Raw genomic sequence first — 25,224 nt, forward strand, 5'->3', positions numbered from 1 at the left:
CCATCCCCACCCCTGGAGCGAGCCATGAGCTCACCCGTGGCGACCCAGCCCCCACCGACGCCGCCCACCGAGATCGAACGTCCCAAGAAGCCGTTGTTGTCCACCCTGCTCACCCGGCCGGAGATCGGGTCGTTCGCGGCGGCGATCGTGATCTTCATCTTCTTCTTCGCGACCGCGGAGCCGTTCCGCAGCCTGCCGGCGCTGTCGACCGTGCTCTACGCGAGCTCGTCGATCGGCATCGTCGCCGTCGGGGTGGCCCTGCTGATGATCGGCGGCGAGTTCGACCTGTCGGCCGGCGTGTCCGTGGTGACCGGTGCGCTGACGGCGTCGATGTTCAGCTACCAGCTCAGCGCGAACCTGTGGGTCGGTGTGTTCGTCAGCCTGATCGTGATGCTCGCGATCGGCTTCTTCAACGGCTACCTGGTCGTGAAGACCGGCATCCCGAGCTTCCTCATCACGCTGGGTTCGTTCTTCATGCTGAGCGGCATCAACCTCGGCGTCACGAAGCTGGTCACCGGCACCGTCGCCACCCAGAACGTCGCCGACATGGACGGCTTCGCCTCGGCGCGCGCGGTCTTCGCCTCGGAGTTCGCCGTGGGCGGGGTGACCATCCGCGTCACCGTGCTCTGGTGGATCTTCTTCGTGGCCCTGGCCACCTGGATCCTGTTGCGCACCCGCCTCGGCAACTGGATCTTCGCCGTCGGCGGGAACGCCGCCAGCGCCCGCGCGGTCGGCGTGCCGGTGAACAAGGTGAAGATCGGCCTGTTCATGGGCGTGGCCCTGATGTGCTGGTTCTACGGGATGCACATCCTGTTCGCCTTCAACACCGTGCAGTCCGGGCAGGGCGTCGGCAACGAGTTCCTCTACATCATCGCCGCGGTCGTCGGCGGCTGCCTGCTCACCGGCGGGTACGGCTCGGCGATCGGCGCCGCGGTCGGCGCGTTCATCTTCGGCATGACCACCCAGGGCATCGTGTTCGCCGGCTGGGACCCGAACTGGTTCAAGTTCTTCCTCGGCGCGATGCTCCTGCTCGCGGTCATGCTCAACCTCTACGTCAAGAACTACGCCCTCAACCGGAGGAGCTGAGTGCCATGACCGACACGATCGTGGAGCACGCCGACCGTGGCCTGAAGGTCGGCACCCCGCTCGTCGAGATGGAAGGCGTCGGCAAGGCCTACGGCGTCATCCGGGCCCTGGAGGGCGTCAACCTCACCGTCAACGCGGGCGAGGTCACCTGCGTCCTCGGTGACAACGGCGCGGGCAAGTCCACCCTCATCAAGATCATTTCCGGACTGCACCCGCACACCGAGGGCACCCTCAAGGTGGACGGGCGGGAGGTGCACTTCGGCTCGCCGCGCGAGTCGCTCGACCACGGGATCGCCACCGTCTACCAGGACCTCGCGGTGGTCGGCCTGATGGAGGTCTGGCGCAACTTCTTCCTCGGTTCGGAGATCCGCAAGGGGAGCTACCCCCTCGCCCCGCTGGACATCAAGGGCATGCGGGAGATCGCCGACACCGAGCTGCGCAAGATGGGCATCACGGTCAAGGACATCAACCAGCCCATCGGCACGCTGTCCGGCGGCCAGCGCCAGTGCGTGGCGATCGCGCGGGCGGTGTACTTCGGCGCGCGGGTGCTCATCCTGGACGAGCCGACCGCGGCGCTGGGCGTCAAGCAGTCCGGCGTGGTGCTCAAGTACACGGCCGCGGCCCGCGACGCCGGGCTCGGCGTCGTGTTCATCACCCACAACCCGCACCATGCCTACCTCGTGGGCGACCACTTCATCATCCTGAAGCTCGGCCGCCGGGTGCTGGACAAGAAGCGGTCCGAGGTCTCCCTCGAGGAGCTCACGGCCGAGATGGCGGGCGGGCAGGAGCTCGCCGAGCTGTCCCACGAACTGAAGCGCTGAGGAAGGGACCCCTCGTGACACTCGCCGTCGGCGTCATCGGCACCGGCATGATCGGCCAGGACCACATCAGGCGGCTCACCTCGGTGCTGTCGGGGGCCCGCGTGGTGGCGGTGACCGACGTGGACCTCGACCGCGCCCGCTCCGTCGCCGACGGCGTGCCCGGCGCGGTCGTGCACGACACCGGCCAGGCCCTGATCGACGACGCGGGCGTCGACGCCGTCGTCGTCACGTCGTGGGGGCCGACGCACGAGGAGTACGTGCTCGCCGCGATCGCCGCCGGCAAGCAGGTGTTCTGCGAGAAGCCGCTCGCCACCACCCGCGCGGCGTGCGACCGCATCCTCGACGCCGAGGTCGCGGCCGGGCGCCGGCTCGTGCAGGTCGGGTTCATGCGCCGGTTCGACCCGCAGTACCGCGCGATGAAGGCCGTGGTCACCAGCGGGGAGATCGGGGCGCCGCTGCTCATGCACGCGTCCCACCGCAACCCGTCGGTGCCGGACTTCTTCACCAGCGACATGACGATCAACGACAGCACGGTGCACGACATCGACGTGGCGCGCTGGATGTTCGACGACGAGCTCGCCGCCGTCACCGTCCTGAAAGGGCGGGTCAGCCGCAAGGCGAAGCCGGGGTTCAACGACCCGCTGCTGGTGATCCTCGAGCTGCGGGGCGGCGTGCTGGTGGACGTCGAGGCGATGGTGAACGCGGGCTTCGGCTACGACATCCGCGGCGAGGTGGTCTGCGAGGACGGCACCGTCGAGCTCTCGGAGAGCGCGGGCGCCGTCGTCAAGCGGGCCGGGCGGTACTCCGGGCGCGTCCCGGAGAACTGGAAGGAGCGCTTCGTCGGCGCGTTCGACCTCGAGTTGCAGGCGTGGGTCGACGCCGTCACGGCGGGCGGCACCACCGGTCCGAGCGCGTGGGACGGCTACGCCACCACCGTCGCGTGCGAGACGGCCCTCGCGGCCCTGCGCAGCGGGCAGCGCGAGGAGATCGTCCTGCGCGAGCGGCCCGACCTGTACGCCAAGGACGGCGCCGCAGAGGAGCTGACCGCGTGAGGAAGCTCGGCATCGGCGTCGCCGGGGTGGGCCGGATGGGCCGCATCCACGCCGTCGACCTCGTCTCCCGCTGCGCCCGGGCCGGGCTGGCCTGCGTCTACGACGCCGACGGCGAGCGGGCCGCCGCGCTCGCCGCCCAGCTCGACGTGCCGGTGGCGGCCACCTTCGACGAGCTACTCGAACGCTGTGCGGCCGTCGCGATCGCCACCCCGACCGGCACGCACGCCGAGCTCTCGGTGGCGGCGGCGAAAGCCGGCACACCGGTGTTCTGCGAGAAGCCGGTGTCGCTGGACCGCGCCACCACCGTCGCCACCCTCGAGGCCGTCGACGCGGCCGGGATCCCGTTCCAGGTGGGTTTCCACCGCCGCTTCGACCCCGACTGGGTGGCCGCGGCCGAGCGGATCGCCGCCGGGGAGCTGGGCGAGGTCACGCTCTTCCGCACCTCGTTGCGGGACATGAACCCGCCGGACCCGGCGTACCTGGCCGGCTCGGGCGGGTTCTTCGTCGACGTCACCGTGCACGACCTGGACGTCGCGCGCTGGCTGGTCGGCGAGGTCGTCGAGGTCAGCGCGCACGGCGCGGCAGCCGACCCCGCGTTCGCCGAGCTGGGCGACATCGACACCGCGGTGGTCGTGCTGCGCTTCGCGAACGGCGCGCTCGGCGTGATCGACAACAGCCGCGGGGCCCGCTACGGCTACGAGTGCTCCACCGAGGTGATGGGCACCCGCGCCACCGCGCGGATCGACAACCCGCACCGGCGCGGGCTGGAGTGGCGCTCACCCGGCGTGGCGGCGCGCGATCTCGTGCGTGACTTCGAGGAGCGCTACCCGTACGCCTACGCCGCCGAGCTGGACGCGTTCGCCGACTGCGTCCGCACCGGCACCCCGCCACGCGTGACGGGCCGGGACGCGCTCGCCGCGTTCGACCTGGCCGTGGCGGCAGACGAATCCTGGCGCACCGGGCGCCCCGTAGCGATCGAGCGAGGAGAAGCCGCATGAGCACGGACCGGATCGCCGGCGCCCCGATCTCGTGGGGCGTGTGCGAGGTGCCAGGCTGGGGTTACCAGCTGCCGCCTGCGCGGGTGCTCGCCGAGATGCACGACGTCGGCCTCGCCGCCACCGAGCTCGGCCCGGACGGCTTCCTCCCCACCGACTCCGGCGCGATGGCCGACGTGCTCGCCCGGCACGACCTGCGGGCGATCGGCGGGTTCACGCCGCTGCTGCTGCACGTCCCCGGCCAGGACCCGGTGCCCGACGTCGAGAAGCTGCTCCAGACCTACGCCGCGACCGGGTCCGACGTGCTCGTGCTGTCGGCCGTCACCGGGCTCGACGGGTACGACGAGCGCCCCGACCTGGACGCCGACGGCTGGCGCACGCTGCTCGGGAACCTCGACCGGCTCGACGCGCTCGCATCAGCCCACGGCGTGCGCGCCGTGCTGCACCCGCACGTCGGCACGATGGTCGAGAACACCACCGACGTGCAGCGGGTGCTCGACGGCTCGTCGATCGCGCTCTGCCTCGACACCGGGCACCTGATGATCGGCGGCACCGACCCCGCCGAGCTCGCCCGCCAGGCCCCGTACCGGATCGCGCACACCCACGTCAAGGACGTCGACCTCGGCCTCGCCCGGCAGGTGCAGTCCGGGCGGCGGACCTACACCGAGGCCGTGCGCGAGGGCATCTACCGCCCGGTGGGACAGGGCGACGTCGACTTCGCCGCGATCGTCGGACACCTGCGCGCCGAGGGCTATCCCGGCTGGTACGTGCTGGAGCAGGACACGATCCTCACCGAGGAGCCGCGCGGCGAAGGCCCGCTCACGGACGTCCGCACGAGCGTGGCGGCGCTGCACGCGCTACTCGAACCCCCGACGGGGTGACGCAGGCCTCACCCGGATGCGACACATTCGCGGCCGCTGGAACGATAGTCCGCAGAGCAGCTCGCACCGAGATTCCGAGGGGGGCGACCACCATGATCAATATCTCCGTGTCCTCGCGGTCGCTGGCGGCCGCCCGCCGGGTTGACCCGAACGTCTCCCCCGCCGCGGTGCACGCCGCGGTCGAGGCCGCGATCGCCGAGCACACCCGGGAGCTGGGAAGGCGCCCGGTCCAGCCGCCGGAGGAGCTCGAAGGCCCCGACGCGTAGCCGAACGACCCGGCACTCTCGTCACTCCCGAAGCTGCAGCTCACTCCGAGCGGCACGCGAGTTGATCGCGTAGCGGCGGCGTTCCCCTCGCCGGGATCACGCCGCTCGACAAGTACGAAGTGCGCCGCCGCGTTCGTCGCCGCGCTGACGTACTCCTCGCGCGGATCATGCGCCCGCCCGCAACGCGCCGGTCGGCGCCGCATCGGCACGGACCTATGCGGGAGGCAGCGTCCAGAGGCCGCGTGGCCTCCGGTGATGCGTCCCGCGGAACGGGCGGTTCACCGCTTCCTTCACGAACCACCACCCCTCGTCCTCGGTCTCCGCCCAGCCGTGCGAGGTCTTGCCCTCGTCCAGCACCACCGTCCACCGGTACCGGCCGGAACGCTCGTGGAACGTCACCGACGCACGGCCCTGCTGGCGGGCGATCTGCAGCCGCGCATCCGCCTCGTCCGGTGACTCGCCCATCGCGAACCCGCCCCCCGGTAGCTCCGTCATCCAGAACGCCACCGAACCAGCGTACTGAGGACATCCGTGGACATTCAACCCGTGACAGGGACTTTCAATCCCACCCGAGGTCATCGAGCTACCTCCGGGTCGATACCCGACTTAGCGTGGACAACGTGCCGCCCGGATTGCTCACGACCACTCAGCTCGCGAAAGAGCTGAACGTGTCGACGAAGACGATCCATCGCTGGGTGGCCGCCGGGAAGATCCGGCCGACCCTCACGACCCCCGGCAATCAGTTCCGGTTCAGACTGGACGATGTCCTCGAACAGCTGGGCCAGCCGCGGAAGCGGCCGGAGTAGAGCTCAGCGCGGTGGAGCCGTGGTGCCCCGGACCACCAGGTGCGGAGTCAGGACCACCTCCACCGGGTCGGTGCGGTTCCCGTCCAGGCGTTCCACCGCCGCGGCCACGGCGCGGCGCGCCTGCTCGCCCGCCTCCTGGCTGACCGTCGTGAGGTCGATGTGGGCGAGGCGGGCGAGCTCCCCGTCGTCGTAGCCGACCACCGAGACGTCCTCGGGCACGCGCACGCCGGCACGCAGGAAGACGTCGAGGAGGCCGAGCGCGCAGCGGTCGTTGGCGGCGATCACCGCCGTGGGCGGCTCGGGGTCGCCCAGCAGCGTGCGGGCCGCGGCCGCGCCCGCCGCCTCCACGGGACCGCCGGGCAGCACCCGGCCGTCGAGGCCGTGGCGGCGCAGTGCGGCGAGGAAGCCGGCCCGCCGGTCGGCGGCCATGGCCGCCCCTCCCCCGTCGACGTGCACGATCCGCCGGTGCCCGAGCCCGACGAGGTGGTCGACGGACTCGCCGACGCCCGCCTCGTCGGCCACCCGCACGACGTCGAAGCCGTCGGGGGCGACGTGCCGGGCGACCACGACGACGGGGGCCCGCGCGCCGAGCGCCGCCAGGTCGGCCTCCGGCAGCTCGGGGGCCAGCAGCAGCACCGCCTCGCAGCGCATGTCGAGCAGGGCGTCCACCACCCTGGCCTCGTCCGAGGCCGGGGTGATCGCGCTCAGCGCCACGGCGTATCCACCCATCTCGGCGGCGACCTGCACCTCCTCCGCCATCTCCGTGCGGAACGCGTCGCGCAGGAGCACCGGGACGCCGAGCAGCCGGGTGCGGCGGCGGGCGAGGAGGCTCGCCGTGCGGTCGGCCCGGTAGCCCAGGCGCCCTGCGGCCGCGAGCACGCGCTCGCGCGTCTGCGCGCTCGGGCCGGGCACGTCGCGCAGGACGAGGGAGACCGACGCCGTCGAGACGCCCGCCTCGGCGGCGACGTCCTCCAGCCGGGGCCTGCGCTGCACGCCCCACCCCCTTGACAGCCGTCGGCGACGCGAGGATGGTAGCGCGCGTCTAAAGCGCTTTAAACCGGGAGCCGCCATGGCAACGACGCACGCACCCGACACCCGCTGGACCGAGGCCACCTGCCGCCTCGAGGACCTGCTCGACGTGCTCGCCGAGCGCACCGACCCGCACGCGTTCCCGCTGGCCACCGAGGTCGTCGCCGAGGTGCTGGTCTACGACGCCACCCGCCTGCTCGGCGCACCGGCCGACGAGGCCGCGGCCGAGTTGGTCCGCGCCTTCGCCGACGGCCCCGGGGTGGTCGTGGTGCGCGGCGCCCACCCGGACCCGGCCGTGGTCGACCGCGCCACCGCCGCGTTCGAGGAGATGATCGCCGAGCAGCGCGCGAGCGGGGCCGTGGCAGGCGACCACTTCGCGAAGCCCGGAGCCAACGACCGGGTGTGGAACGCCCTCGAGAAGCTCGCCGTTCGGGCGCCCGGGGTCTTCGTCGACTACTACGCCGACCCGGTGCTCGCCCTCGTCTCGACGGCGTGGCTGGGCCAGGGCTACCAGGTGACGTCGCAGGTCAACGTCGTCAACCCGGGCGGGGCCGCCCAGGTCGGGCACCGTGACTACCACCTCGGGTTCCTGCCGCCCGCGCGCATCGAGCAGTTCCCGCAGCACGTGCACGTGCTCTCCCCCGTGCTCACGCTGCAGGGCGCCGTGGCGCACACGGACATGCCCGTGGAGAGCGGGCCCACGATGTACCTGCCGCACTCGCAGAAGTACGGCCCCGGCTACCTCGCCACCGGCCGGCCGGAGTTCGCCGAGCACTTCGAGCGCCACCACGTCCAGCTCCCGCTCCGGAAGGGCGACGCCGCGTTCTTCAACCCGGCGGTGATCCACGGTGCGGGCGCGAACCGCTCAGCGGACGTGCGCCGGATGGCGAACCTGCTGCAGATCTCCTCGGCGTTCGGGCGCGCGATGGAGAGCGTCGACCGCGACCGGATCTGCCGCGCCGTCTACCCCGCGCTGCGCGCCCACCCGGCGCCCGAGCACGCCGTCGCCGCGGCCGCCGAGGGCTACCCGTTCCCGACGAACCTGGACCGCGACCCACCGGTGGACGGGCTCGCCCCGCCCAGCCAGGCCGACCTCGTCCGGCGCGCGCTGGCCGAGGACTGGTCGCCGGAGACGTTCGGGGCCGCGCTCACCGAGCACGCGAACCGCCGCCGGACCGCGTGATGCCACTCCTGACCGACCGGGTCGTGCTGGTCAGCGGCGGGACGCAGGGCGTGGGCGCCGGCGTCGCGCGGGCGGCGGCGCGCGAGGGCGCCACCGTCGTCGTCAGCGGGCGGCGCCCGGAGCCGGGCGAGAAGCTCGTCGCTGAGCTGCGCGGGGCCGGCGCCGAGGCGTTCTACGTCGCCACCGACGTCGCGGACGTGGCACAGGCGCAGGGATCGGTCGCCACCGCCGTCAAGGCCTTCGGCCGGGTCGACTCGCTGGTCAACGCGGCCGGGCTCACGTCGAGGGGCACACTGGTCGACACCACGCCCGAGCTGTTCGACGAGCACGTCGCGATCAACCTGCGAGCGCCGTTCTTCCTCATGCAGGCCGCCGTGCGGGACATGCTCCGCCGCGGCGCCCCGGGCACGATCGTCAACGTCATCTCCTCCTCCGAGCTGGGCGGGCAGCCCTACCTGGCGCCGTACGTCGCGGCCAAGGCCGGCCTCGCCGGGCTCACCCGCAACGCCGCCCACGCCCACCGCTTCGACCGGATCCGGATCAACGGCCTCGACATCGGCTGGACCGACACCGAGGGCGAGGACGCCATCCAGCGCCGGTTCCACGGTGCAGACGACGGATGGCGCGATGAGGCGGGCGGGCGGCTGCCGATGGGCAAGCTCGGGCAGGTCGACGAGATCGCCGACTTCGTCGTGTTCCTGCTGTCGGACCGCAGCGGCGTCGTCACCGGCTCGGTGATCGACTGGGACCAGAACGTGTTCGGAGGTTTGGACTGATGCGCCTCGGACTGATCGGGCTCGGCCGGATCGGCGCGTTCCACGCGCAGACGCTCGCCGACCTGGACACCGTGGACTCGCTGGTCGTCACCGACGCCGTGCCCGCGGTGACCAAGGAGGTGGCGGAGCGGATCGGCGCCGAGCCGGTCGACTCGGTGGCTGAGCTGCTCGCCGCGGGCATCGACGGCGTGCTGGTCGCGGCGGCCACCGACACCCACCCGGAGCTGGTGCTCGCCGCGATCGAAGCCGGGCTGCCGGTGTTCTGCGAGAAGCCGCTCGCCCGGGCCGTCACCGACGCCGTCGCGGTGGCGCGGCGGCTGCGGGAGTCGGGGGTACCCGTGCAGGTCGGGTACCCGCGCCGGTTCGACCCGGCGTTCCTCGCCGCCCGCGCGGCCGTCGAGAGCGGCGAGCTCGGCGGGCTGCACACCGTTCGCTCCACCACCCTCGACCCGGCTCCGCCGCCCGCCGCGTACCTCGCAGGGTCGGGCGGGATCTTCCGGGACTGCGCCGTGCACGACTTCGACGCCGTCCGCTGGGTGACCGGCCGGGATGTCGTCGAGGTCTACGCCACCGGCTCCGACCGCGGCGAGCCGCTCTTCACCGAGATCGGGGACGTGCACACCGCGGCCGCGATCCTCACGTTCGACGACGGCACCCTCGGCGTCGTCTCGGTGAGCCGCGGGAACCCGCGCGGCTACGACGTGCGGCTGGAGCTGCACGGCACGGCCGACAGCGCCGCAGCGGGCCTCGACGACGGGCTGCCGCTGCGCTCGCTGGAGCCCGGCGTCACGTTCCCGGCAGGCCCGCCGCACGGCTTCTTCATGGACCGGCTCGCCACGGCGTTCCGGGCCGAGCTGGCCGCGTTCACCGAGGTCGTGGCCGGCGACCGGCCCAGCCCCTGCACCGTGCAGGACGCGCTGGAGGTCGCGTTCATCGCGGAGGCGGCCACGCTCTCCCTGCGGGAGCACCGCCCGGTGCCGATCGAGGAGGTGCGCGCGAGCGCATGATCATGATCGGGTAGCGTCAGCCCGACGAGAAGTCGGGGAGGACGATGCGCGGCAACCTGTTCGCCGTGGCGGTGGACCTGGTCGTGCTGACCGTGCGGGACGGCGCCCTCTGCGTGCTGCTGCGCGAGCGCGCGGCGCCCCCGTTCGCCGGTGAGCACGCCCTTCCCGGCGGCTTCGTGCAGGGCCGCGAGGACCTCCTCGACGCCGCCTTCCGCGAACTGGCGGAGATCGGGCTCGCGATCGACGGCCACCACCTGGAGCAGCTCGCGAGCTATGCCGCCCCCGACCGCGATCCCCGGGGACGCGTGCTCACGGTCGGGCACCTCGCCCTCGTGCCCGACCTGCCGGAGCCGCCCGGCGAGGGCGGATGGGTCCCGGTGGCCCAGGTCGGCGGGCTCGCCTTCGACCACGCCCGGATCCTCGCCGAGGGCGTCGAGCGCGCCCGCGCGAAGCTCGAGTACACCACGCTCGCCGCGGCCTTCTGCCCCGCCGAGTTCACGATCTCGCAGCTGCGCCGGGTGTACGAGGCGGTGTGGGACACCTCCCCCGACCCGCGCAACTTCTCGCGCAAGGTCACCTCGACACCCGGCTTCCTCGTGCCGACCGGCACGAAGGTCAGCTCCGGCCGCGGCCGGCCCGGGCAGCTGTTCCGGCGCGGCCCGGCCGCCGCACTGCACCCGCCGATGCTGCGCGAGCACGCATCGGAATCCCCCGGGTAAGCCGTCACGCGGGCGCCCCGCCGAGCGAGCTCTCCGGCATGGGCGTTCCCACCCTCGCCGGCATCCACCACCTCAAGCTCCCGGTGCGCGACCTGCGGTGCTCCGCGCGGTGGTACGGCGAGGTGCTCGGCTACCGCGTCACCGTCGAGTTCGTGGAGCAGGGCGAGCTGAAGGGGCTGGGGATGGAGCACCCCGACGGCGGCCCGCCGCTCGCCCTGCGCCTCGACCCCGAGCTCGCGGCGGCCGCCGCCGGGTTCGACTACTTCGCCTACGGCGTGCCGGACCGGCCGGGGATCGAGGCGCTCGCCGCCCGCCTCGACGAGCTCGGGTTGCCGCACGGCGGGGTGCACCGCGCCAGCGAGGGCTGGATCCTGCCGATGCTGCACGACCCGGACGGGCACGAGGTGCGCTTCTACCCGCACGCCCGCCACGAGGACGCCCCGACCGGCCCGCACCGGGTGCACGACCCCGGTCCGGACATGCGGATCGAACCGCTGGTCTGAGCGCTCAGATCGTCGGGACGTAGGCCGAAAGGCCGTCGAGCAGCATCCCGCTCCCCTGCTCGGACATGTCCCGCTGCTCCGGGTTGGCGCACGCCTGGGACAGCACGATCCGGGTCTTCTCCTCCTCGCCTGCGAGGTCGATGGCCATCAGCGTGGACTCCCCGCCCGGGAGGTCCATGCGTACCTCGAGGCGCTCGTTCTCGACGACCTCGCCGTAGGTTCCGGTCAGCGGGAACTCCGAGCCGTCCGGGGTGGCCATCGTGGCGCTCCACGCGCCACCCGGCCGCACGTCGAGGGAGATCGTCGGCAGCACGGCGCCGGACCACCGCGCGTAGTGCTCGGGCTGGGTCCAGGCCGCCCACACGTTCTCGACCGGGGCGTCCAGCACGCGGGTCAGGGTGTAGGTGTACTCGCCTGCGGCGCTCATCGTCATCTCCTCGTCCGTGGCCCCGGGGCGGGGCCAACGGAGTGTGGACCATGCGACACCCCGGAGTTGATCGGCCGGGTCGATGTGACGCCGCTCACGCCGACGGGCGTTCTCCCGGGGGGATCGAACGGCATCCTCGGGCGCTGGATGCGAGCGAACGGGCCACCCGCCGCGCTCGTGGTGGGTCAGAACCTCGGGTGGTCGCCCTTCAGGTGCACCGTGCGGGTCTTCCCCCGGCGCACCTCGCCGAGCACCCACGCGGGCACGTGCCGCGCCGTGAGCACCGCGAGGGCACGGTCGACCTCGTCCGCCGGCAGCACCGCCACCATGCCGACGCCCATGTTGAACGTCCTCTCCATCTCGGCGCGCTCCACGCGGCCGCGGCCGGCGATCAGCTTGAAGACCGGCGCCGGGGTCCAGCTGCCGCGCTCCACCACCGCGTCGACGCCGTCGGGCAGCACGCGCTCCAGGTTGCGGGCCAGCCCCCCGCCGGTGATGTGGGCGAACATCCGCACGCCGGTCTCGGCGGTGAGCGCGAGGCAGTCGCGCGCGTAGATCCGGGTGGGCGCGAGCAGCTCCTCGCCGAGCGTGTGGCCGAGCTCCTCCACGTGGCCCTCGAGCGGCATCCGGGCGATGTCCAGCAGGACGTGCCGGGCCAGCGAGTAGCCGTTGGAGTGCAGCCCGGACGAGCCGAGCGCCACGAGCACGTCGCCCGGCCGGATCCGGTCGGGCCGCAGCATCGCGCCGGCCTCCACGATGCCGACGCCGGTGCCCGAGATGTCGTAGCTGCCGGCCTCCATCAGGCCGGGGTGTTCGGCGGTCTCCCCACCCAGCAGCGCGCAGCCCGCCTGCTGGCAGCCGTCGGCGATGCCCTTGACGATCGTGGCGATCTGCCCCGGGACGACCTTGCCGACCGCGATGTAGTCCTGCATGAACAGCGGCTCCGCGCCGCACACGACGAGGTCGTCCACGACCATCGCCACCAGGTCGAGCCCGATCGTGTCGTGCTTGTCGAGTGCCTGCGCGATCGCCACCTTGGTGCCGACGCCGTCGGTGGAGGAGGCCAGCACCGGCTCGGTGTACTTGCTCATCTTGAGCGCGAACAGCCCGGCGAACCCCCCGATACCGCCCATCACCTCGGGCCGGCTCGCCTTCTCCGCGTACGGACGCAGCGCGTCCACAGCCTCCTCACCTGCGTCGATGTCCACGCCGGCGGCGGCGTAGCTGGCGCCTGACCCGGCGGACCGGGCGGTGATGGGCGGCATGGTCGTCGCGCTCCTGACAGTCGGGTGGGCGGCAGGCGCCGCCGGGGTCGGGTTGGTCCGGGCTCAGGGCCGGCCGAGCGCGTCGGCGGCGCCGTAGCCGACCGAGAGCGGCCCGGGGTCGCCGGACGCGGCTCCGGAGGCGTCCTCCGGCACGGCGAGGTCCTCGAGCAGGTGCTTGCCGAGCCGCGCCTCCTCGGGCAGCGGGATCGGGTACTCGCCGGTGAAGCAGGCCGTGCACAGCCTGCTGCGAGGCTGCTCGCTGGCCGCGATCATCCCGTCCACCGAGACGTAGCCGAGGGTGTCGGCGCCGATGGACCGCCGCACGCCCTCCGTGTCGAGACCGCTCGCCACGAGCTCCGCACGCGTGGCGAAGTCGATGCCGTAGAAGCACGGCCAGCGCACCGGCGGGGACGCGATCCGGACGTGGACCTCGACGGCCCCCGCCTCGCGGAGCATCCGCACGAGTGCGCGCTGGGTGTTGCCTCGCACGATCGAGTCGTCGACGACCACGAGCCGTTTGCCGCGGATGACGTCGCGGAGCGGGTTGAGCTTGAGCCGGATGCCCAGCTGGCGGATGGTCTGGCTGGGCTGGATGAACGTGCGGCCCACGTACTGGTTCTTCACCAGGCCCTGGCCGTAGGGGATGCCGGAGCCCTGGGCGTAGCCGATGGCCGCGGGGGTGCCGGACTCGGGCACCGGGATCACCAGGTCGGCGTCGACCGGGTGCTCCTCGGCGAGCCTGCGCCCGATCTCCACCCGGGCCGCGTGCACGGAACGCCCGGAGATGCTGGTGTCCGGCCGGGCGAGGTAGACGTACTCGAAGACGCAGCCCTTCGGCTCGGGCGCGGCGAACCGGGAGCTGCGCAGGCCACCGGCGTCGATCGCGAGCAGCTCGCCCGGCTCGACCTCCCGCACCATCGACGCGCCCACGATGTCCAGCGCGGCGGTCTCGCTCGCCACCACCCAGCCGCGTTCGAGCCTGCCGAGCACGAGCGGGCGGACGCCGTACGGGTCGCGCGCCGCGTAGAGCGTCTGCTCGTCGGCGAACACGAGCGAGAACGCCCCGCGCACCCGCGGGAGCAGGCGCATCGCCGCCTCCTCCACCCCGGTGTCGGCTGCGGTGACGGCGAGCAGCTCGCTGATGAGGTCGGAGTCGGTGCTGGCCGGGATCGCTCCGCGGTCGGCGCGCTCCTCGGCGCGGGCGGCCGCGACCTCGTCGCGCAGTTCGGCGCTGTTGACGAGGTTGCCGTTGTGGCCGAGCGCGATGCCGCTGCCGGTGGCCGTGGTGCGGAACGTCGGTTGCGCGTTCTCCCACGTGGTGGAGCCCGTGGTGGAGTAGCGGCAGTGGCCGACGGCGAGGTGGCCCTTCAACGACGAGAGCACCTGCTCGTCGAAGACCTGGCTGACCAGCCCGAGGTCCTTGAACACGACCATGCGGCGCCCGTCGGAGACGGCGATGCCTGCGGCCTCCTGACCGCGGTGCTGGAGCGCGTAGAGCCCGTAGTACGTGAGGTTGGCGACGTCCTCCCCGGGCGCCCAGACCCCGAAGACGCCGCACTCCTCGCGCGGTTCGGGGTCGTGGGCGAGTGGGTCGGGCTTGCGTTCGGTCGGCTGCTCGTTCCGGGCGGAACTCGGGCCCACAACACGCTCCTCGCGCAGACGGCACAGCTGACGGCGGAACATGGCCGTTCAGCGGCCGATGCTACGCCGTGCGAGCTCCGGGACCCACTCTCCGGGACCGGAGTCACCGAACCACCTGCCCTGCCCGACGTCGCAGCCCAGCTCCGCAAGACGCTGGGCCTGCACGGCGGTTTCCACCCACTCGGCCGTGACCTCGAGCCCGAGCGCGTGGGCGAGCTCGATCAACGCTCGGACGATCGAGGTGTCGGTCGGGTCGGCCGACGGCTTGCGCAGGCCGTCGATGAAGGACCCGTCGATCTTCAGGCCGTGCACGGGGAGCCTGCGCAGCCAGGAGAGGCTGGAGTAGCCGGTGCCGAAGTCGTCCAGCGCGATCCGCACGCCCGCCTTGCGCAGCTCGCTCAGCGCGTCCAGGACGACCAGCTCGTCGCCGAGCACCGCCTGCTCGGTGATCTCCAGCTGGAGCAGGCGTGCCGGCAGGCCGGTGTCGGTGAGCACGCGCGCGACCTCGCGCACCCACGTCGGCTCGGCGAGCTGCACCGGCGACACGTTGACGCTGACGAACGGCGCCTCGTCGCCGAGCTCGCGCCACCAGGCCGCCGCCTGCTCGCAGGCCGCCTGCAGGACCCACCGCCCCAGCGGCACGATGGCGCCGCTGTGCTCGGCGAGCTCGATGAACCGGCCGGGGCCCACCACCCCCTGCTCGGGGTGCTGCCAGCGCACCAGCGCCTCCGCGCCGCGCACCCGGCCGTCGGCCAGGCGCACGAGCGGCTGGTAGACGAGGCGGAACTCGCCCCGGTCGATGGCTCCGCGCAGGCCGGAGAGCAGGGCGAACCGCGCGGCTTCCGCCGCGTCGCGCTCCGGGTCGAAGACCACGCGCCGCCCGCCCCCGAGCGCCCGCGCCCACCCACGGGCGACGTCGGCCGCCCGCAGCAGCTCGGCGGCGCTCCCGCTCGACGTGGCCGCTTCCGTCACCCCGATGCTCGCGGAGACGACGAGGGTGTGCCCGTCGATGTGGAACGGAGTGGCCAGCGCGGCCTGGAGCCGGTCGGCGAGCCTGCTGACGTCCGTGGCGCCCTCGGGCTCGGCGACGAGCACGACGAACTCGTCATCCCCGGTGCGGCACACGATGTTGTCGCCCGCCGCGAGGTGCAGCCGCCCCGCCACACCGAGCAGCAACCGGTCACCGATCTGCTGGCCGAGCTCGTCGTTGATCGCGTGGAAGCCGTCGAGGTCGAGGGCGCAGATGCCCACCCGCGACGGCCCGCCGCCCGCGAACGCGCGGTGCAGCCACTGGTCGGCCACCGCCTGGTTCGGCAGCCGGGTGAGCTGGTCGGCGAAGGAGGCCTCGCGCAGGCGAGACCACAGCCGGTGGCGGTCCGACACGTCCTCCACCAGCCCGGTGACGTGCGAGGGGCTGCCGTCCTCCCCGAGCACGCGCGACGCCGTGACGTGCACCCACATCACCCGCGAGTCGACGCGCACCAGCCGCATCTCCATGCGCACGACGTCGGGCTCGCCGCCGCGCGCGAGGCGCTTCAGGCGTTCGACGACGTCGACCATGTCGTCGGGGTGCACGAAGTCCGACATCGGCCGCGGCTGGTCGAGCGGCCCCTCGAGGCCGAACATCCGGCACAGCGCGGGGTTGAGGTCCAGCACCTTCCCGTCGAGCGACACGATGGCGATCCCCACCGCGGCCTGCTCGTAGACCGCCCGGATGTGCCGCCCGTCCACCGCCGACGCCCACGCGGGGTGGTGCCCGCCCAGCTCGTCGCGATCGCGCTCGCGCCGCTCGACCCCGATGCGGTCGTGGACGGCGCCGACCACACCCGCGGCCAGCTCGTCGAGGGCGGCCGTGAGCCTGCGCTCCCCCTCGGGCCCCTGCAACCCGAACGCATCGGGGACGTCCCGCCGCAGGAGCCGCAGGGTGGGCACCACGAGGCCCTCGACGTCCTCCGCGTCGATGCGCTCAGTGGGACCGCGCCCTCCCGCCGTCACCAGCTCGGCGCCGATCGTCCGCGCCGCCAGCGGCCAGAACGGCTCGGCGCGCAGCACGGCGGCGAGCTTGCGCAGCAGCGTGGCGAGGTACGCCGCGGCTCCGGGATCGTCGGGGTGGGCGCACGCCGCCCAGCGGACGGCGAGCGCCTCGATCCGGTCGCCCTCCACGGTGCGGAGCGGCCGGTGGGCGGCCGGGCCACGAGGTGACGCCAGGGGATCCGGAAGGCTGCGCGGTGCGACCACGCGGCCACCTCCTGTCGCCCGTTCGGTCCGGCTCGACCCTGATCGGGCCAATCTTCCGTCCCTCGCCCGAGTTCGCGCCACTGCGACGTGTTCGCATTCACCGGAGCGAGCGGCACATTAGTGGCAGCTCATCGCAACGGCAGCATTCGGGAGACCTCGCCGCTGCGGGTGCCGGAAGCCTGCAGCACGCCGCTGTCGAGCGCCGCGTCCCACGTCGTCCGGCCGACCACCAGCGCGAGCCAGGTGCGGGCGTCGGTCTCGACGACGTTCGGCGGCGTGCCCCGGCCGTGCCGGGGCCCGCTGATGCACTGGACGGCCCCGAACGGGGGGATCCGCACCTCCACGCTGTGGCCGGGCGCGGCGGCCGCGACGGCGGCCAGGCTCTCCTTGACCGCGTTCCGCACCACCGGCCGGTCCGGCGCCGGACCGCCGTCCAGCCAATCCAGGACGGCAGGGGCGATCCGCGTGCCGCTCGTTCCTCCCCGCACCCGCCGAACGGTAATCGATGCGGGCCGGCCCTGACCTTTCGGCCAGGTACCCGGCCTCGGTCGGTCCAGCCGCTGCGCCCGCTCAGCCGAACAGCGCCGGGAGGGTGCCCTCCCACGCGGTGCGCAGCGTCGCGAGCGGCAGCTCGGGAACGTCCCCGACGACCAGGGCGGACCCGCCCGTTGTGCCGATCTCCCGGGCCGGCACCTCGGCGTCCGCCGCCCTGGACAGCACCTCGGAGACGTGCTCCGGGGCCACGGCGACGAGCACCCGGCCCGCCGACTCGGAGAACAGGGCCACGAACGGGTCGATCGGCGGGAGCTGCACGGTGGCGCCGCGGCCGCCCACGAGGCACGCCTCGACGAGCGCCTGGGCGAGCCCGCCCTCCGCGAGGTCGTGCGAACCGGCGAGGAGCCGGGCGGCCGCGGCCTTCGCGAGCAGGTCCGCGAGCCGGGCCTCCGCGGCCAGGTCGACGGCCGGCGGGCGGCCGCCGAGGTGCCGGTGCACGACGTGCGCCCACTCGCTGCCGCCCAGCTCGTCGCGCGTGTCGCCGAGCAGCACGATGGCGTCGCCGTCGCGCCGGAACCCGGACGGGACGCGGCGGGCGACGTCGTCGAGCACGCCCAGCACGCCCACCACCGGCGTCGGCAGGATCGCGCGCTCGCCGGTCTGGTTGTAGAAGCTCACGTTGCCGCCGGTCACCGGGACGCCCAGCTGAGCGCAGCCGTCGGCGAGCCCGCGCACGGCCTGCTGGAACTGCCACATGACGTGCGGGTCCTCCGGCGAGCCGAAGTTGAGGCAGTTGGTGACGGCGAGCGGCACCGCCCCGCTCGTGGCGACGTTGCGGACCGCCTCGGCCAGCGCGAGCTGAGCCCCCGCGTACGGGTCGAGCGCCACGAAGCGGGCGTTGCAGTCGGTGGCGACGGCGATGCCACGGCCGGTCCGCTCGTCGATGCGCAGCACCCCGGCGTCAGCGGGCTGGGCGGCCGCCGTGTTGCCACGCACGTAGCGGTCGTACTGGTCGGTGACCCAGGCGCGGCTGCACAGGTTCGGGCTGCCCACCATCCGCAGGATCTCGGCCTGCAGCTCGCTCGGGGCGGCCGGGCGGGGCAGCCGGTCGGGCGAGTCGGCCACCAGCTCGTCCTGCCGGTCCGAGCGGGCGACCGGCCTGCGGTAGACGGGGCCCTCGTGCGCGACCGTGCGCGGTGGCACGTCCACGACGGTCTCACCGTGCCAGTCGATCACCAGCCGGGTGCCGGCGGTGACCTCGCCGATCACCGCGGCCAGCACGTCCCACTTGCGGCAGACCGCGAGGAACGCGTCGACGTCCTGCGGGCGCACCACGGCGCACATGCGCTCCTGCGATTCGCTGGACAGGATCTCCGCGGGGGTCATCCCGGAGGCGCGCAGCGGCACGGCGTCCAGGTCGATGTGCATCCCGCCGTCACCGGCACTCGCCAGCTCGGACGTGGCGCAGGACAGTCCGGCACCACCCAGGTCCTGGATGCCCACCACCAGGCCGGCGTGGAACAGCTCGAGGCAGCACTCGATGAGCACCTTCTCGGTGAACGGGTCCCCGACCTGCACCGACGGCAGCTTCTTGCGGCCGGTCTCCGCACCGAACGTCTCCGACGCCAGCACCGACACCCCGCCGATGCCGTCCAGCCCCGTGCGCGCACCGAACAGGATGATCTTGTTGCCGGTGCCGGACGCGAAGGCGAGGTGCAGGTCCTCCGTGCGCATCGCGCCGACGCACAGCGCGTTGACGAGCGGGTTGCCCAGGTAGCTCTCGTCGAAGACGACCTCGCCGCCGATGTTGGGCAGGCCGAGCGAGTTGCCGTACCCCCCGACACCCGCGACGACCCCGGGCAGCACCCGCCGGGTGTCCGGCGCGTCGGCCGGGCCGAACCGCAGCGGGTCGGCCACCGCCACCGGCCGGGCCCCCATCGCCATGATGTCGCGGACGATCCCACCCACGCCGGTGGCCGCACCCTGGTACGGCTCCACGTAGGACGGGTGGTTGTGCGACTCGACCTTGAACGTCACGGCCCAGCCGTCGCCGATGTCGACGACGCCGGCGTTCTCGCCGATGCCCGCGAGCATCCGCTCGCGCATGGCGTCGGTGGTGGTCTCGCCGAAGTAGGCCAGGTGCACCTTGGACGACTTGTAGGAGCAGTGCTCGCTCCACATCACCGAGTACATCGCCAGCTCGGCGTCGGTGGGTCTGCGTCCCAGGATCTCCCGGATCCGCGTGTACTCGTCGTCCTTCAGCCCCAGCGCCCGGTAGGGCTGCGGCTGGTCGGGCGTGGCGGCGGCGTTCTTGACGGTGTCGGCAGCCGGGTGAGGCGTCACAGCTGGTCAGCCTACGTGGCGGCGGTGCCGGACCTCCCCGCCGGTGTGCCGGCGATCCCGGGTGGCCCCGGTCCCGGGAGCACTAGTTCCTGCCGAACTCCGAGGGGAGCTGGACGACGCTGATGAAGAAGTGGTCGATCTGCTTGATCGCCTCGATGAAGCCCTCGAAGTCGACCGGTTTGGTGACGTAGGCGTTGGCGTGCAGCTGGTAGCTGCGCAGCACGTCCTCCTCGGCCTTCGAGGTGGTCAGCACGATCACGGGGATGTGCCGCAGGCCCGGGTCGGCCTTGATCTCCTGCAGCACCTCCCGCCCGTCGCGGCGGGGGAGGTTCAGGTCGAGCAGGATCAGGTCCGGCCGGGGCGCGTCGGTGTAGGGCCCCTCGTGGCGCAGGTAGTCGAGCGCCGCCGCCCCGTCCGTGACCACGTCCAGCCGGTTGTGCAGGTTCTCCTCGAACGCCTCGCGGGTCATCAGGACGTCACCCGGGTCGTCCTCCACGAGCAAGACGTCGATCGTCCTGGCCTGCGGGTCGGTCATTCGGCGGTCTCCTCTGGCAGTGCGGGCAACGTGAAGCGGATGGTGGTGCCCTCACCATCGCCGGAAGAAACCTCGATGCGGCCTTGGTGGAACTCGACGATCTTCTTGGCCAGCGCGAGCCCGATGCCGGTGCCCGGGTACTCGTCGCGTCCGTGCAGCCGCTGGAAGATCACGAAGATCTTCCCACTGTACTCGGGCTCGATCCCGATCCCGTTGTCCGCGACCGTGATCGCCCACGTGTCGCCGTCGCGCTGCGCGTCCACGCGGACGACCGGGGGAACACCCTCGCGGTGGAACTTCAGGCCGTTGCCGATCAGGTTGGCGAGCAGCGCCTGGAGCAGGCCGGGATCGCCCGCGACCGTCGGCAGGGCGCCGAGCACGATCTCGCCGCCCGCCTCCTCCCGGGCCTGCTCGAGCTGGGCCGCGGCCGCCGCCGCGACGGCACCGAGGTCGACCGTCCCGAAGTTGTCCCTGGTACGCCCCACGCGGGAGAAGGCGAGCAGGTCGTTGATCAGCTGCTGCATCCGCTGCGCGCCGTCCACGGCGAACGCGATGTACTGGTCCGCGCGCTCGTCGAGCTTCCCGGCGTAGCGTCGCTGCAGCAGCTGGCAGAAGCTCGCGACCTTGCGCAGCGGCTCCTGCAGGTCGTGGCTCGCCACGTAGGCGAACTGCTCCAGGTCTCCGTTGGAACGCGCCAGCTCGCGCGCCTGGTCGTCCAGGCGCCGGTTCGCGGCCTGGGCCTCGTCGAGGTCCCGCAGGATGCGGCGGCGCATCGCGTCGACGTCCGCGCCGAGCTCGCGGATCTCACCCGGCCCGTCGACGACCACCTCCCGGTCGGTGTCACCGGCGACCACCTCACGCACCTGCACCGCGAGGTCGGACACCGGGCGCAGCACCAACCGGCGCAGGCCGATCCCCACCACGGCGAGCAGGACGAGCAGCGTCACCGTGATCGCGGCGCCCGCCCACGCGGCGAACGAGGAGGCGGACCCGAGCTCGTCCCGGGCGGTCTGCCGCAGCGCCGCGAGCCGGTCCTGCAGGGCGCCGGTCGAGCCACGCACGCGGTCGAAGAAGGCCCGGCCCGCGGCCACCCCGGGTGCCGCGGGGTCCCCGGCGACGACCGGTTCCGCGTAGGCCGCGCGCCAGTCCTGCTCCGCCTGCACGACCGCGTCGAGCTCCGGGCCGATCTCGGGCATGCGGACGGTCTCGGCCCGCAGCTCGGCCACCGCCGCGTTGCTGGCGTCGACGCCCGCGTAGTACGGATCGAGGAACTGGCGCTGGCCCGTGAGCAGGAAGCCGCGCACCCCCGTCTCCTGGTCGAGCTGGGCCGCCGACAGCCGCTGCGCGGCGAGGACCACCGGCCCGACCTGGTCCAGCAGCGTCGTGCGGGCCTCCGCCAGCCGCCACAGCGCGCCGGCGCCCAGCACCACGGTGCCGATCGCGACCAGCGCGGCGAGCACCGCGCCCACCACGAACACCCGCGCGAGCGGCCAGTGGCCCCGTCCCGGGGTCGGGCGCAGGCGCAGCGGGATTCGCCGCGGGCGGCGGGCGAGGTCGGCGGGTGCCGTCACGGGTTCCCGTCCTCGGACAGGATGAGGATCGCGACGTCGTCGGCCAGCGGCCCCCCGTTCAGCTCCTGCGCCCGTTCGACGAGACGCGCCGGCAGCAGCTCCAGATCCGTCTCGCGCTCACGCGCCAGCATGTCGTACAGCCCCTCCTCCCACAGCGGCTCGCCGGGCTCGGGACCGCGCCCCTCGATGAGACCGTCGGTGTAGGACAGCACGGACCACCCGGCCTCGAGCGGCACTGTGAGCGGGTCCCACAGGGCGTCGGGGAGCACGCCGAGCGGCACGCCGACGGGCGGGGTCAACCGGCGCAGCTCCGGCCGCAGGAGCACCGGTGGTGGATGACCGGCGAGCCGCACGACGGCCTGGCCACGCTCGCCGTCGACCGGCCGGATGGCGATCGCGCACACCGTGGTGAACAGCGCCGGGTCGTGCCGCTCGCTCACCAGCACCTGCTGCAGCTTCGGCAGCAGCTGCGACTCGGCCACCCCGGCCAGTACGAGTGCCCGCCACGAGACGCGCAGCATCGCGCCCAGCGCGGCCTCGTCGGGCCCGTGCCCGCAGACGTCACCGACGATGGCGTGCACCGTGCCGGTGGGGCCGAGCACGGCGTCGAAGAAGTCCCCGCCGATCAGCGAGCGCGTGCGGCCGGCCCGGTAGAAGGACCGGGCGCGCACCGAGCTCCCCGCGAGCAGCGGCGACGGCAGCAGCCCGCGTTCCAGCCGCGCCGACTCGGCGGCGGCCAGCTGCTCCTCCCGCAGCCGCAACAGGCTCGACTCGGCCCTGCGCCGCTCCACCGCGTAGCGCACCGCCCTGATCAGGACCTGCCCGTCCACCTTGCCCTTGACCAGGTAGTCCTGAGCTCCGGCCGCAACCGCCGCCACCCCGAGGTGCTCGTCGTCCAGGCCGGTGAGCACGCACACCGCGGCGCCGCTGTGGGCGTGCAGGACCCGGCGCAGCCCGTCGAGGCCCTGGGAACCGGGCACGTTCAGGTCCAGCAGCACGCAGTCCGAGCTGCGCAGCAGATCACCCGACACCGCCTCGGCCACCGAGGCGACCGCGACGACCTGCAGCGCCGGGTCCACCTCCGCGAGCAGCTCCCTCACCAGGAACACGTCGCCCGGATCGTCCTCGACCAGGAGCACCCGGTGCGGGGACGTGATGCCGGAGCGGGTCATCTGCGGGGGCCTCAGGGGGATCGGACGCGCCGCTCAGGCAGCCGACACCGCGGCCTGCAGCACCGACGTGAACAGGCCGAGCCCGTCGGTCGACGGCCCGGTCAGGGGGTCGATGGCGTGTTCGGGATGGGGCATGAGCCCGACCACCCGCCCGTCTGCCGAGGCGATGCCGGCGATGTCCGCGAGCGCCCCGTTCGGGTTCCCGCCGGCATAGCGGAACACGATCCTGTTCTCGGCCTCCAGCTGCGCGAGCGTCCCGGCATCGGCGACGAAGCGGCCCTCCCCGGACTTGATCGGCACGAGCAGCTCCTGCCCGGCCGTGAACCCGCCAGTCCACGCGGTGGTGGTCGACTCGACGCGCAGCCGCTGGTCCCGGCAGACGAAGTGCAGGCCGGCGTTGCGCACGAGCGCACCCGGCAGCAACCCCGCCTCGCAGAGGATCTGGAAGCCGTTGCAGATCCCGAGCACGGGCGTGCCCCGCCCGGCGGCCGCGACGACCTCGGTCATGATCGGGGCGATGCTCGCGATCGCGCCCGCGCGCAGGTAGTCGCCGTAGGAGAACCCGCCGGGGACGACGATCGCGTCCACGCCCTCGAGGTCGTGCTGGGCGTGCCAGAGCGCCACCGGCTCGGCGCCCGCGTACCGCACCGCGCGGGCGGCGTCGACGTCGTCGAGCGTGCCGGGGAACGTGATGACGCCGATCCTCATGCCGGTCGTCATGCCCTCGTCACCACCCAGTCCTCGATCACGGGGTTGGCCAGGAGCGTGGCCGCGACCCGCTCCAGGGTCTCGTCGTCCACCGAGTCGTCGACCTCCAGCACGAAGTGCTTGCCCTGCCGCACGTCCCCGACGCCCGCGACACCGAGCCGCGTGAGCGCCCCGGCCACCGCCTGCCCCTGCGGGTCCAGGATCTCCGGCTTGGGCATCACGTCCACCACGACCTTCGCCACGTGCATCAGCGTACGGGCGGCCGTCCACCGGCTCGTCACTAGACTCCGCCGAGCACGTCGAGCATCGAGATCGCGGGGCACCACATGACTCAGATCACGCACTACGGCCATTCCTGCCTGCTCCTCGACACCGGGGCGGCGCGTCTGCTCGTCGACCCGGGCGCGTTCTCGGCCGGGTTCGAGCCGGTCCGGGGGCTGGACGCCGTTCTCGTCACGCACCAGCACTTCGACCACCTGGACGCCGACCGGATCCGCCCCCTGCTGGACGCCAACCCGGATGCGCGCCTGATCGTCGACGCGGGCACCGCCGAGCAGCTCGCCGGGATCACGCACGAGATCGTCGGCCCCGGCGAGACCGTGGAGGTCGCAGGAGCGCGGATCGACGTGCTCGGCGGGCAGCACGCGGTGATCCACGACGACATCCCGGTGATCCCGAACAACGCCTATCTCGTCGACGGCACCCTGCTGCACCCCGGCGACTCGTTCACCCCGCCGCCCGAGCCCGTCGAGGTGCTGTTCCTGCCCACCGGCGCGCCGTGGCTGAAGCTCGCCGAGGCCGTCGACTACCTGCGGGCCGTCGCGCCGCGCACGGCCGTCCCGATCCACGAGGCCGTGCTCTCCCGCCCGGCGATGCACTACGGGATGTTCGAGCGGCTCGGCCCGGAGCAGACCACGGTCCGGGTGCTGGAGCGGGAGGAACCCACCACCCTCTGAGCCGGTCAGGCGGCCGAGGCGGCCGCGGTGAGCTGGTAGGTCGTCGGGGTCGCGCCCAGGCGGAGCGCGTCGTCCACGGCGGCCAGCACCGCCTCGCGACGGGGCGGCCGCTTGAGGTCCTTGGCCCGCACGTTGATCCGCACCAGGCCGCCGCGGCGCACCGTGCGGGTGACCTCGGCGACCAGCACCCGGCAGCGCCACGCCTCGGCGGCGCGCCGGTCGTCGGCCACGGGGTGGCGCTCACCGGACACCCGGAAGCCGAGCACGCGGGAGCGCACCAGCCGCTCCGGTTCCCGGAGGAACCGCACGCCCAGCTCGTCGGCGATCACCCCGAACCCCTGCTCCCGCAGCGCCTCCACGGTTCCCGGCGACGCGAGCCACCGCGGCGGCACGAACACGTCGGTGCGCAGCCGCAACGCCGTGAGCGCCCGGCGGGCCGCCACCAGCCGCAGGCCTGCCTCGTGCCGCGGGAGGGCCGCGAACTCGGCCCGCCTGCCCACCCGCGGCAGCGCGATCGGGGCGGCCGTGTGGTCGTAGCCGTGGAGCACGAGCGCGTCGCCCGCGGCGCGCCGCTCACGCATCCACTGCGCGAGCGGCGAGTCGTCCGGGACGCCCGCGGGGCGCAGCAGCTGCGAGACCGGGACGCCGCGTGCCTGGAGCTCACCGGTGAACGCGACGGCTCGATCGAGCGCCTCGGGGGCGTCCGGGGTCAGGCCCGAGAGGGAGACCACCAGGTGGGATTCGGCCAC

General features: G+C 73.4%; 27 protein-coding genes. 13 read left to right on the plus strand and 14 right to left on the minus strand.

Going from position 1 to position 25,224, the window contains the following annotated elements; genetic code table 11:
* The first annotated feature begins 24 nt into the window (after window positions 1-24).
* From ABEA81_RS28590 to ABEA81_RS28615, 6 genes are all read left to right on the plus strand, one after another.
* Window positions 25-1,086 carry an ABC transporter permease gene (locus tag ABEA81_RS28590; RefSeq protein ID WP_345609036.1) on the plus strand — a complete coding sequence of 354 codons (1,062 nt, stop codon included), beginning with the start codon at window positions 25-27 and terminating at the stop codon, window positions 1,084-1,086.
* 5 nt (window positions 1,087-1,091) lie between these two features.
* Window positions 1,092-1,907, plus strand: coding sequence for an ATP-binding cassette domain-containing protein (locus ABEA81_RS28595; RefSeq protein WP_345609038.1), 816 nt, complete (start codon window positions 1,092-1,094; stop codon window positions 1,905-1,907).
* A gap of 14 nt (window positions 1,908-1,921) precedes the next feature.
* Complete coding sequence (locus ABEA81_RS28600; RefSeq protein ID WP_345609040.1) at window positions 1,922-2,959, plus strand: Gfo/Idh/MocA family oxidoreductase; 1,038 nt, start codon at window positions 1,922-1,924, stop codon at window positions 2,957-2,959.
* Window positions 2,956-3,957 (plus strand): Gfo/Idh/MocA family oxidoreductase, encoded by a 1,002-nt coding sequence (locus ABEA81_RS28605; RefSeq protein ID WP_345609042.1) that lies wholly within the window; start codon window positions 2,956-2,958, stop codon window positions 3,955-3,957. Before ABEA81_RS28600 ends, ABEA81_RS28605 begins: the two co-directional genes overlap by 4 nt.
* A complete protein-coding gene (locus ABEA81_RS28610; protein ID WP_345609044.1) occupies window positions 3,954-4,835 on the plus strand; it encodes a sugar phosphate isomerase/epimerase family protein in 882 nt (293 codons plus the stop codon). The genes ABEA81_RS28605 and ABEA81_RS28610 overlap by 4 nt, the downstream gene beginning before the upstream one ends.
* A 92-nt stretch (window positions 4,836-4,927) precedes the next feature.
* Window positions 4,928-5,101: a hypothetical protein gene (locus ABEA81_RS28615; RefSeq protein ID WP_345609046.1), complete on the plus strand. Its 174-nt coding sequence runs from the start codon at window positions 4,928-4,930 to the stop codon at window positions 5,099-5,101.
* A gap of 213 nt (window positions 5,102-5,314) precedes the next feature.
* On the opposite strand, the gene ABEA81_RS28620 is transcribed toward ABEA81_RS28615, so the two are convergent.
* A complete protein-coding gene (locus ABEA81_RS28620; RefSeq protein WP_345609048.1) occupies window positions 5,315-5,608 on the minus strand; it encodes a hypothetical protein in 294 nt (97 codons plus the stop codon).
* 104 nt (window positions 5,609-5,712) lie between these two features.
* Here ABEA81_RS28620 and ABEA81_RS28625 point away from each other — a divergent pair, with 104 nt between their 5' ends.
* A complete protein-coding gene (locus tag ABEA81_RS28625; RefSeq protein WP_345609050.1) occupies window positions 5,713-5,907 on the plus strand; it encodes a helix-turn-helix domain-containing protein in 195 nt (64 codons plus the stop codon).
* Between the two features lie 3 nt (window positions 5,908-5,910).
* Here the strand turns inward: ABEA81_RS28625 and ABEA81_RS28630 are convergent, their stop codons facing one another.
* Complete coding sequence (locus ABEA81_RS28630; protein WP_345609052.1) at window positions 5,911-6,900, minus strand: LacI family DNA-binding transcriptional regulator; 990 nt, start codon at window positions 6,898-6,900, stop codon at window positions 5,911-5,913.
* 76 nt (window positions 6,901-6,976) lie between these two features.
* Between ABEA81_RS28630 and ABEA81_RS28635 the strand changes: the two genes are divergently transcribed.
* The 5 genes from ABEA81_RS28635 to ABEA81_RS28655 are packed head-to-tail and all read left to right on the plus strand — an operon-like array spanning window position 6,977 to window position 11,124.
* The gene (locus tag ABEA81_RS28635) at window positions 6,977-8,119 is read left to right on the plus strand and encodes a phytanoyl-CoA dioxygenase family protein (RefSeq protein ID WP_345609054.1); all 1,143 of its coding nucleotides are present in this window, start codon (window positions 6,977-6,979) and stop codon (window positions 8,117-8,119) included.
* Window positions 8,119-8,895: an SDR family oxidoreductase gene (locus tag ABEA81_RS28640; protein ID WP_345609056.1), complete on the plus strand. Its 777-nt coding sequence runs from the start codon at window positions 8,119-8,121 to the stop codon at window positions 8,893-8,895. The genes ABEA81_RS28635 and ABEA81_RS28640 overlap by 1 nt, the downstream gene beginning before the upstream one ends.
* Entirely contained in the window at window positions 8,895-9,902 is a 1,008-nt protein-coding gene (locus ABEA81_RS28645) for a Gfo/Idh/MocA family protein (protein WP_345609058.1), read from the plus strand. The genes ABEA81_RS28640 and ABEA81_RS28645 overlap by 1 nt, the downstream gene beginning before the upstream one ends.
* Window positions 9,903-9,946: 44 nt before the next feature.
* A complete protein-coding gene (locus tag ABEA81_RS28650) occupies window positions 9,947-10,621 on the plus strand; it encodes an NUDIX hydrolase (RefSeq protein ID WP_345609060.1) in 675 nt (224 codons plus the stop codon).
* A gap of 38 nt (window positions 10,622-10,659) precedes the next feature.
* Window positions 10,660-11,124 (plus strand): VOC family protein, encoded by a 465-nt coding sequence (locus ABEA81_RS28655; RefSeq protein ID WP_345609062.1) that lies wholly within the window; start codon window positions 10,660-10,662, stop codon window positions 11,122-11,124.
* A gap of 4 nt (window positions 11,125-11,128) precedes the next feature.
* Here the strand turns inward: ABEA81_RS28655 and ABEA81_RS28660 are convergent, their stop codons facing one another.
* The 11 genes from ABEA81_RS28660 to purS form a co-directional block, all read right to left on the minus strand.
* On the minus strand, window positions 11,129-11,551 hold the full coding sequence (locus ABEA81_RS28660) for an SRPBCC family protein (protein WP_345609064.1): 423 nt from the start codon (window positions 11,549-11,551) through the stop codon (window positions 11,129-11,131).
* Between the two features lie 185 nt (window positions 11,552-11,736).
* Window positions 11,737-12,816, minus strand: coding sequence for a phosphoribosylformylglycinamidine cyclo-ligase (gene purM / locus ABEA81_RS28665; protein ID WP_345609066.1), 1,080 nt, complete (start codon window positions 12,814-12,816; stop codon window positions 11,737-11,739).
* 63 nt (window positions 12,817-12,879) lie between these two features.
* A complete protein-coding gene (gene purF / locus ABEA81_RS28670) occupies window positions 12,880-14,457 on the minus strand; it encodes an amidophosphoribosyltransferase (protein ID WP_345609068.1) in 1,578 nt (525 codons plus the stop codon).
* A gap of 48 nt (window positions 14,458-14,505) precedes the next feature.
* Window positions 14,506-16,695 (minus strand): putative bifunctional diguanylate cyclase/phosphodiesterase, encoded by a 2,190-nt coding sequence (locus ABEA81_RS28675; RefSeq protein WP_345609070.1) that lies wholly within the window; start codon window positions 16,693-16,695, stop codon window positions 14,506-14,508.
* Window positions 16,696-16,823: 128 nt separating this feature from the next.
* Window positions 16,824-17,183, minus strand: a complete 360-nt coding sequence (locus ABEA81_RS28680; protein ID WP_345609072.1) for a sterol carrier family protein — start codon at window positions 17,181-17,183, stop codon at window positions 16,824-16,826.
* An 82-nt stretch (window positions 17,184-17,265) separates the two neighbouring features.
* The gene (purL, locus tag ABEA81_RS28685) at window positions 17,266-19,533 is read right to left on the minus strand and encodes a phosphoribosylformylglycinamidine synthase subunit PurL (protein WP_345609074.1); all 2,268 of its coding nucleotides are present in this window, start codon (window positions 19,531-19,533) and stop codon (window positions 17,266-17,268) included.
* Window positions 19,534-19,615: 82 nt separating this feature from the next.
* The gene (locus tag ABEA81_RS28690) at window positions 19,616-20,068 is read right to left on the minus strand and encodes a response regulator (RefSeq protein WP_345609076.1); all 453 of its coding nucleotides are present in this window, start codon (window positions 20,066-20,068) and stop codon (window positions 19,616-19,618) included.
* Window positions 20,065-21,639, minus strand: coding sequence for a sensor histidine kinase (locus ABEA81_RS28695; RefSeq protein WP_345609078.1), 1,575 nt, complete (start codon window positions 21,637-21,639; stop codon window positions 20,065-20,067). The genes ABEA81_RS28690 and ABEA81_RS28695 overlap by 4 nt, the downstream gene beginning before the upstream one ends.
* Complete coding sequence (locus tag ABEA81_RS28700) at window positions 21,636-22,811, minus strand: PP2C family protein-serine/threonine phosphatase (RefSeq protein ID WP_345609080.1); 1,176 nt, start codon at window positions 22,809-22,811, stop codon at window positions 21,636-21,638. The genes ABEA81_RS28695 and ABEA81_RS28700 overlap by 4 nt, the downstream gene beginning before the upstream one ends.
* Before the next feature lie 33 nt (window positions 22,812-22,844).
* Window positions 22,845-23,519, minus strand: coding sequence for a phosphoribosylformylglycinamidine synthase subunit PurQ (gene purQ / locus ABEA81_RS28705; RefSeq protein WP_425570709.1), 675 nt, complete (start codon window positions 23,517-23,519; stop codon window positions 22,845-22,847).
* Window positions 23,520-23,527: 8 nt separating this feature from the next.
* Complete coding sequence (purS, locus tag ABEA81_RS28710; protein WP_345609084.1) at window positions 23,528-23,761, minus strand: phosphoribosylformylglycinamidine synthase subunit PurS; 234 nt, start codon at window positions 23,759-23,761, stop codon at window positions 23,528-23,530.
* A gap of 84 nt (window positions 23,762-23,845) precedes the next feature.
* Here purS and ABEA81_RS28715 point away from each other — a divergent pair, with 84 nt between their 5' ends.
* The gene (locus ABEA81_RS28715; RefSeq protein ID WP_345609086.1) at window positions 23,846-24,475 is read left to right on the plus strand and encodes an MBL fold metallo-hydrolase; all 630 of its coding nucleotides are present in this window, start codon (window positions 23,846-23,848) and stop codon (window positions 24,473-24,475) included.
* A 5-nt stretch (window positions 24,476-24,480) separates the two neighbouring features.
* On the opposite strand, the gene ABEA81_RS28720 is transcribed toward ABEA81_RS28715, so the two are convergent.
* A complete protein-coding gene (locus tag ABEA81_RS28720; RefSeq protein ID WP_345609088.1) occupies window positions 24,481-25,224 on the minus strand; it encodes a DUF2334 domain-containing protein in 744 nt (247 codons plus the stop codon).

It is taken from the genome of Pseudonocardia adelaidensis, from assembly GCF_039543345.1.
Classification (GTDB): domain Bacteria; phylum Actinomycetota; class Actinomycetes; order Mycobacteriales; family Pseudonocardiaceae; genus Pseudonocardia; species Pseudonocardia adelaidensis.

Bases quoted from the DNA above. Each gene is read 5' to 3' on its own strand.
- ABEA81_RS28590 (WP_345609036.1), top strand. From the start codon at position 25: ATGAGCTCACCCGTGGCGACCCAGCCCCCACCGACGCCGCCCACCGAG.
- ABEA81_RS28595 (WP_345609038.1), top strand. From the start codon at position 1,092: ATGACCGACACGATCGTGGAGCACGCCGACCGTGGCCTGAAGGTCGGC.
- ABEA81_RS28610 (WP_345609044.1), top strand. From the start codon at position 3,954: ATGAGCACGGACCGGATCGCCGGCGCCCCGATCTCGTGGGGCGTGTGC.
- ABEA81_RS28615 (WP_345609046.1), top strand. From the start codon at position 4,928: ATGATCAATATCTCCGTGTCCTCGCGGTCGCTGGCGGCCGCCCGCCGG.
- ABEA81_RS28635 (WP_345609054.1), top strand. From the start codon at position 6,977: ATGGCAACGACGCACGCACCCGACACCCGCTGGACCGAGGCCACCTGC.
- ABEA81_RS28640 (WP_345609056.1), top strand. From the start codon at position 8,119: ATGCCACTCCTGACCGACCGGGTCGTGCTGGTCAGCGGCGGGACGCAG.
- ABEA81_RS28645 (WP_345609058.1), top strand. From the start codon at position 8,895: ATGCGCCTCGGACTGATCGGGCTCGGCCGGATCGGCGCGTTCCACGCG.
- ABEA81_RS28650 (WP_345609060.1), top strand. From the start codon at position 9,947: ATGCGCGGCAACCTGTTCGCCGTGGCGGTGGACCTGGTCGTGCTGACC.
- ABEA81_RS28655 (WP_345609062.1), top strand. From the start codon at position 10,660: ATGGGCGTTCCCACCCTCGCCGGCATCCACCACCTCAAGCTCCCGGTG.
- ABEA81_RS28660 (WP_345609064.1), bottom strand. From the start codon at position 11,551: ATGAGCGCCGCAGGCGAGTACACCTACACCCTGACCCGCGTGCTGGAC.
- purM (WP_345609066.1), bottom strand. From the start codon at position 12,816: ATGCCGCCCATCACCGCCCGGTCCGCCGGGTCAGGCGCCAGCTACGCC.
- ABEA81_RS28690 (WP_345609076.1), bottom strand. From the start codon at position 20,068: ATGACCGACCCGCAGGCCAGGACGATCGACGTCTTGCTCGTGGAGGAC.
- ABEA81_RS28700 (WP_345609080.1), bottom strand. From the start codon at position 22,811: ATGACCCGCTCCGGCATCACGTCCCCGCACCGGGTGCTCCTGGTCGAG.
- purQ (WP_425570709.1), bottom strand. From the start codon at position 23,519: ATGAGGATCGGCGTCATCACGTTCCCCGGCACGCTCGACGACGTCGAC.
- ABEA81_RS28715 (WP_345609086.1), top strand. From the start codon at position 23,846: ATGACTCAGATCACGCACTACGGCCATTCCTGCCTGCTCCTCGACACC.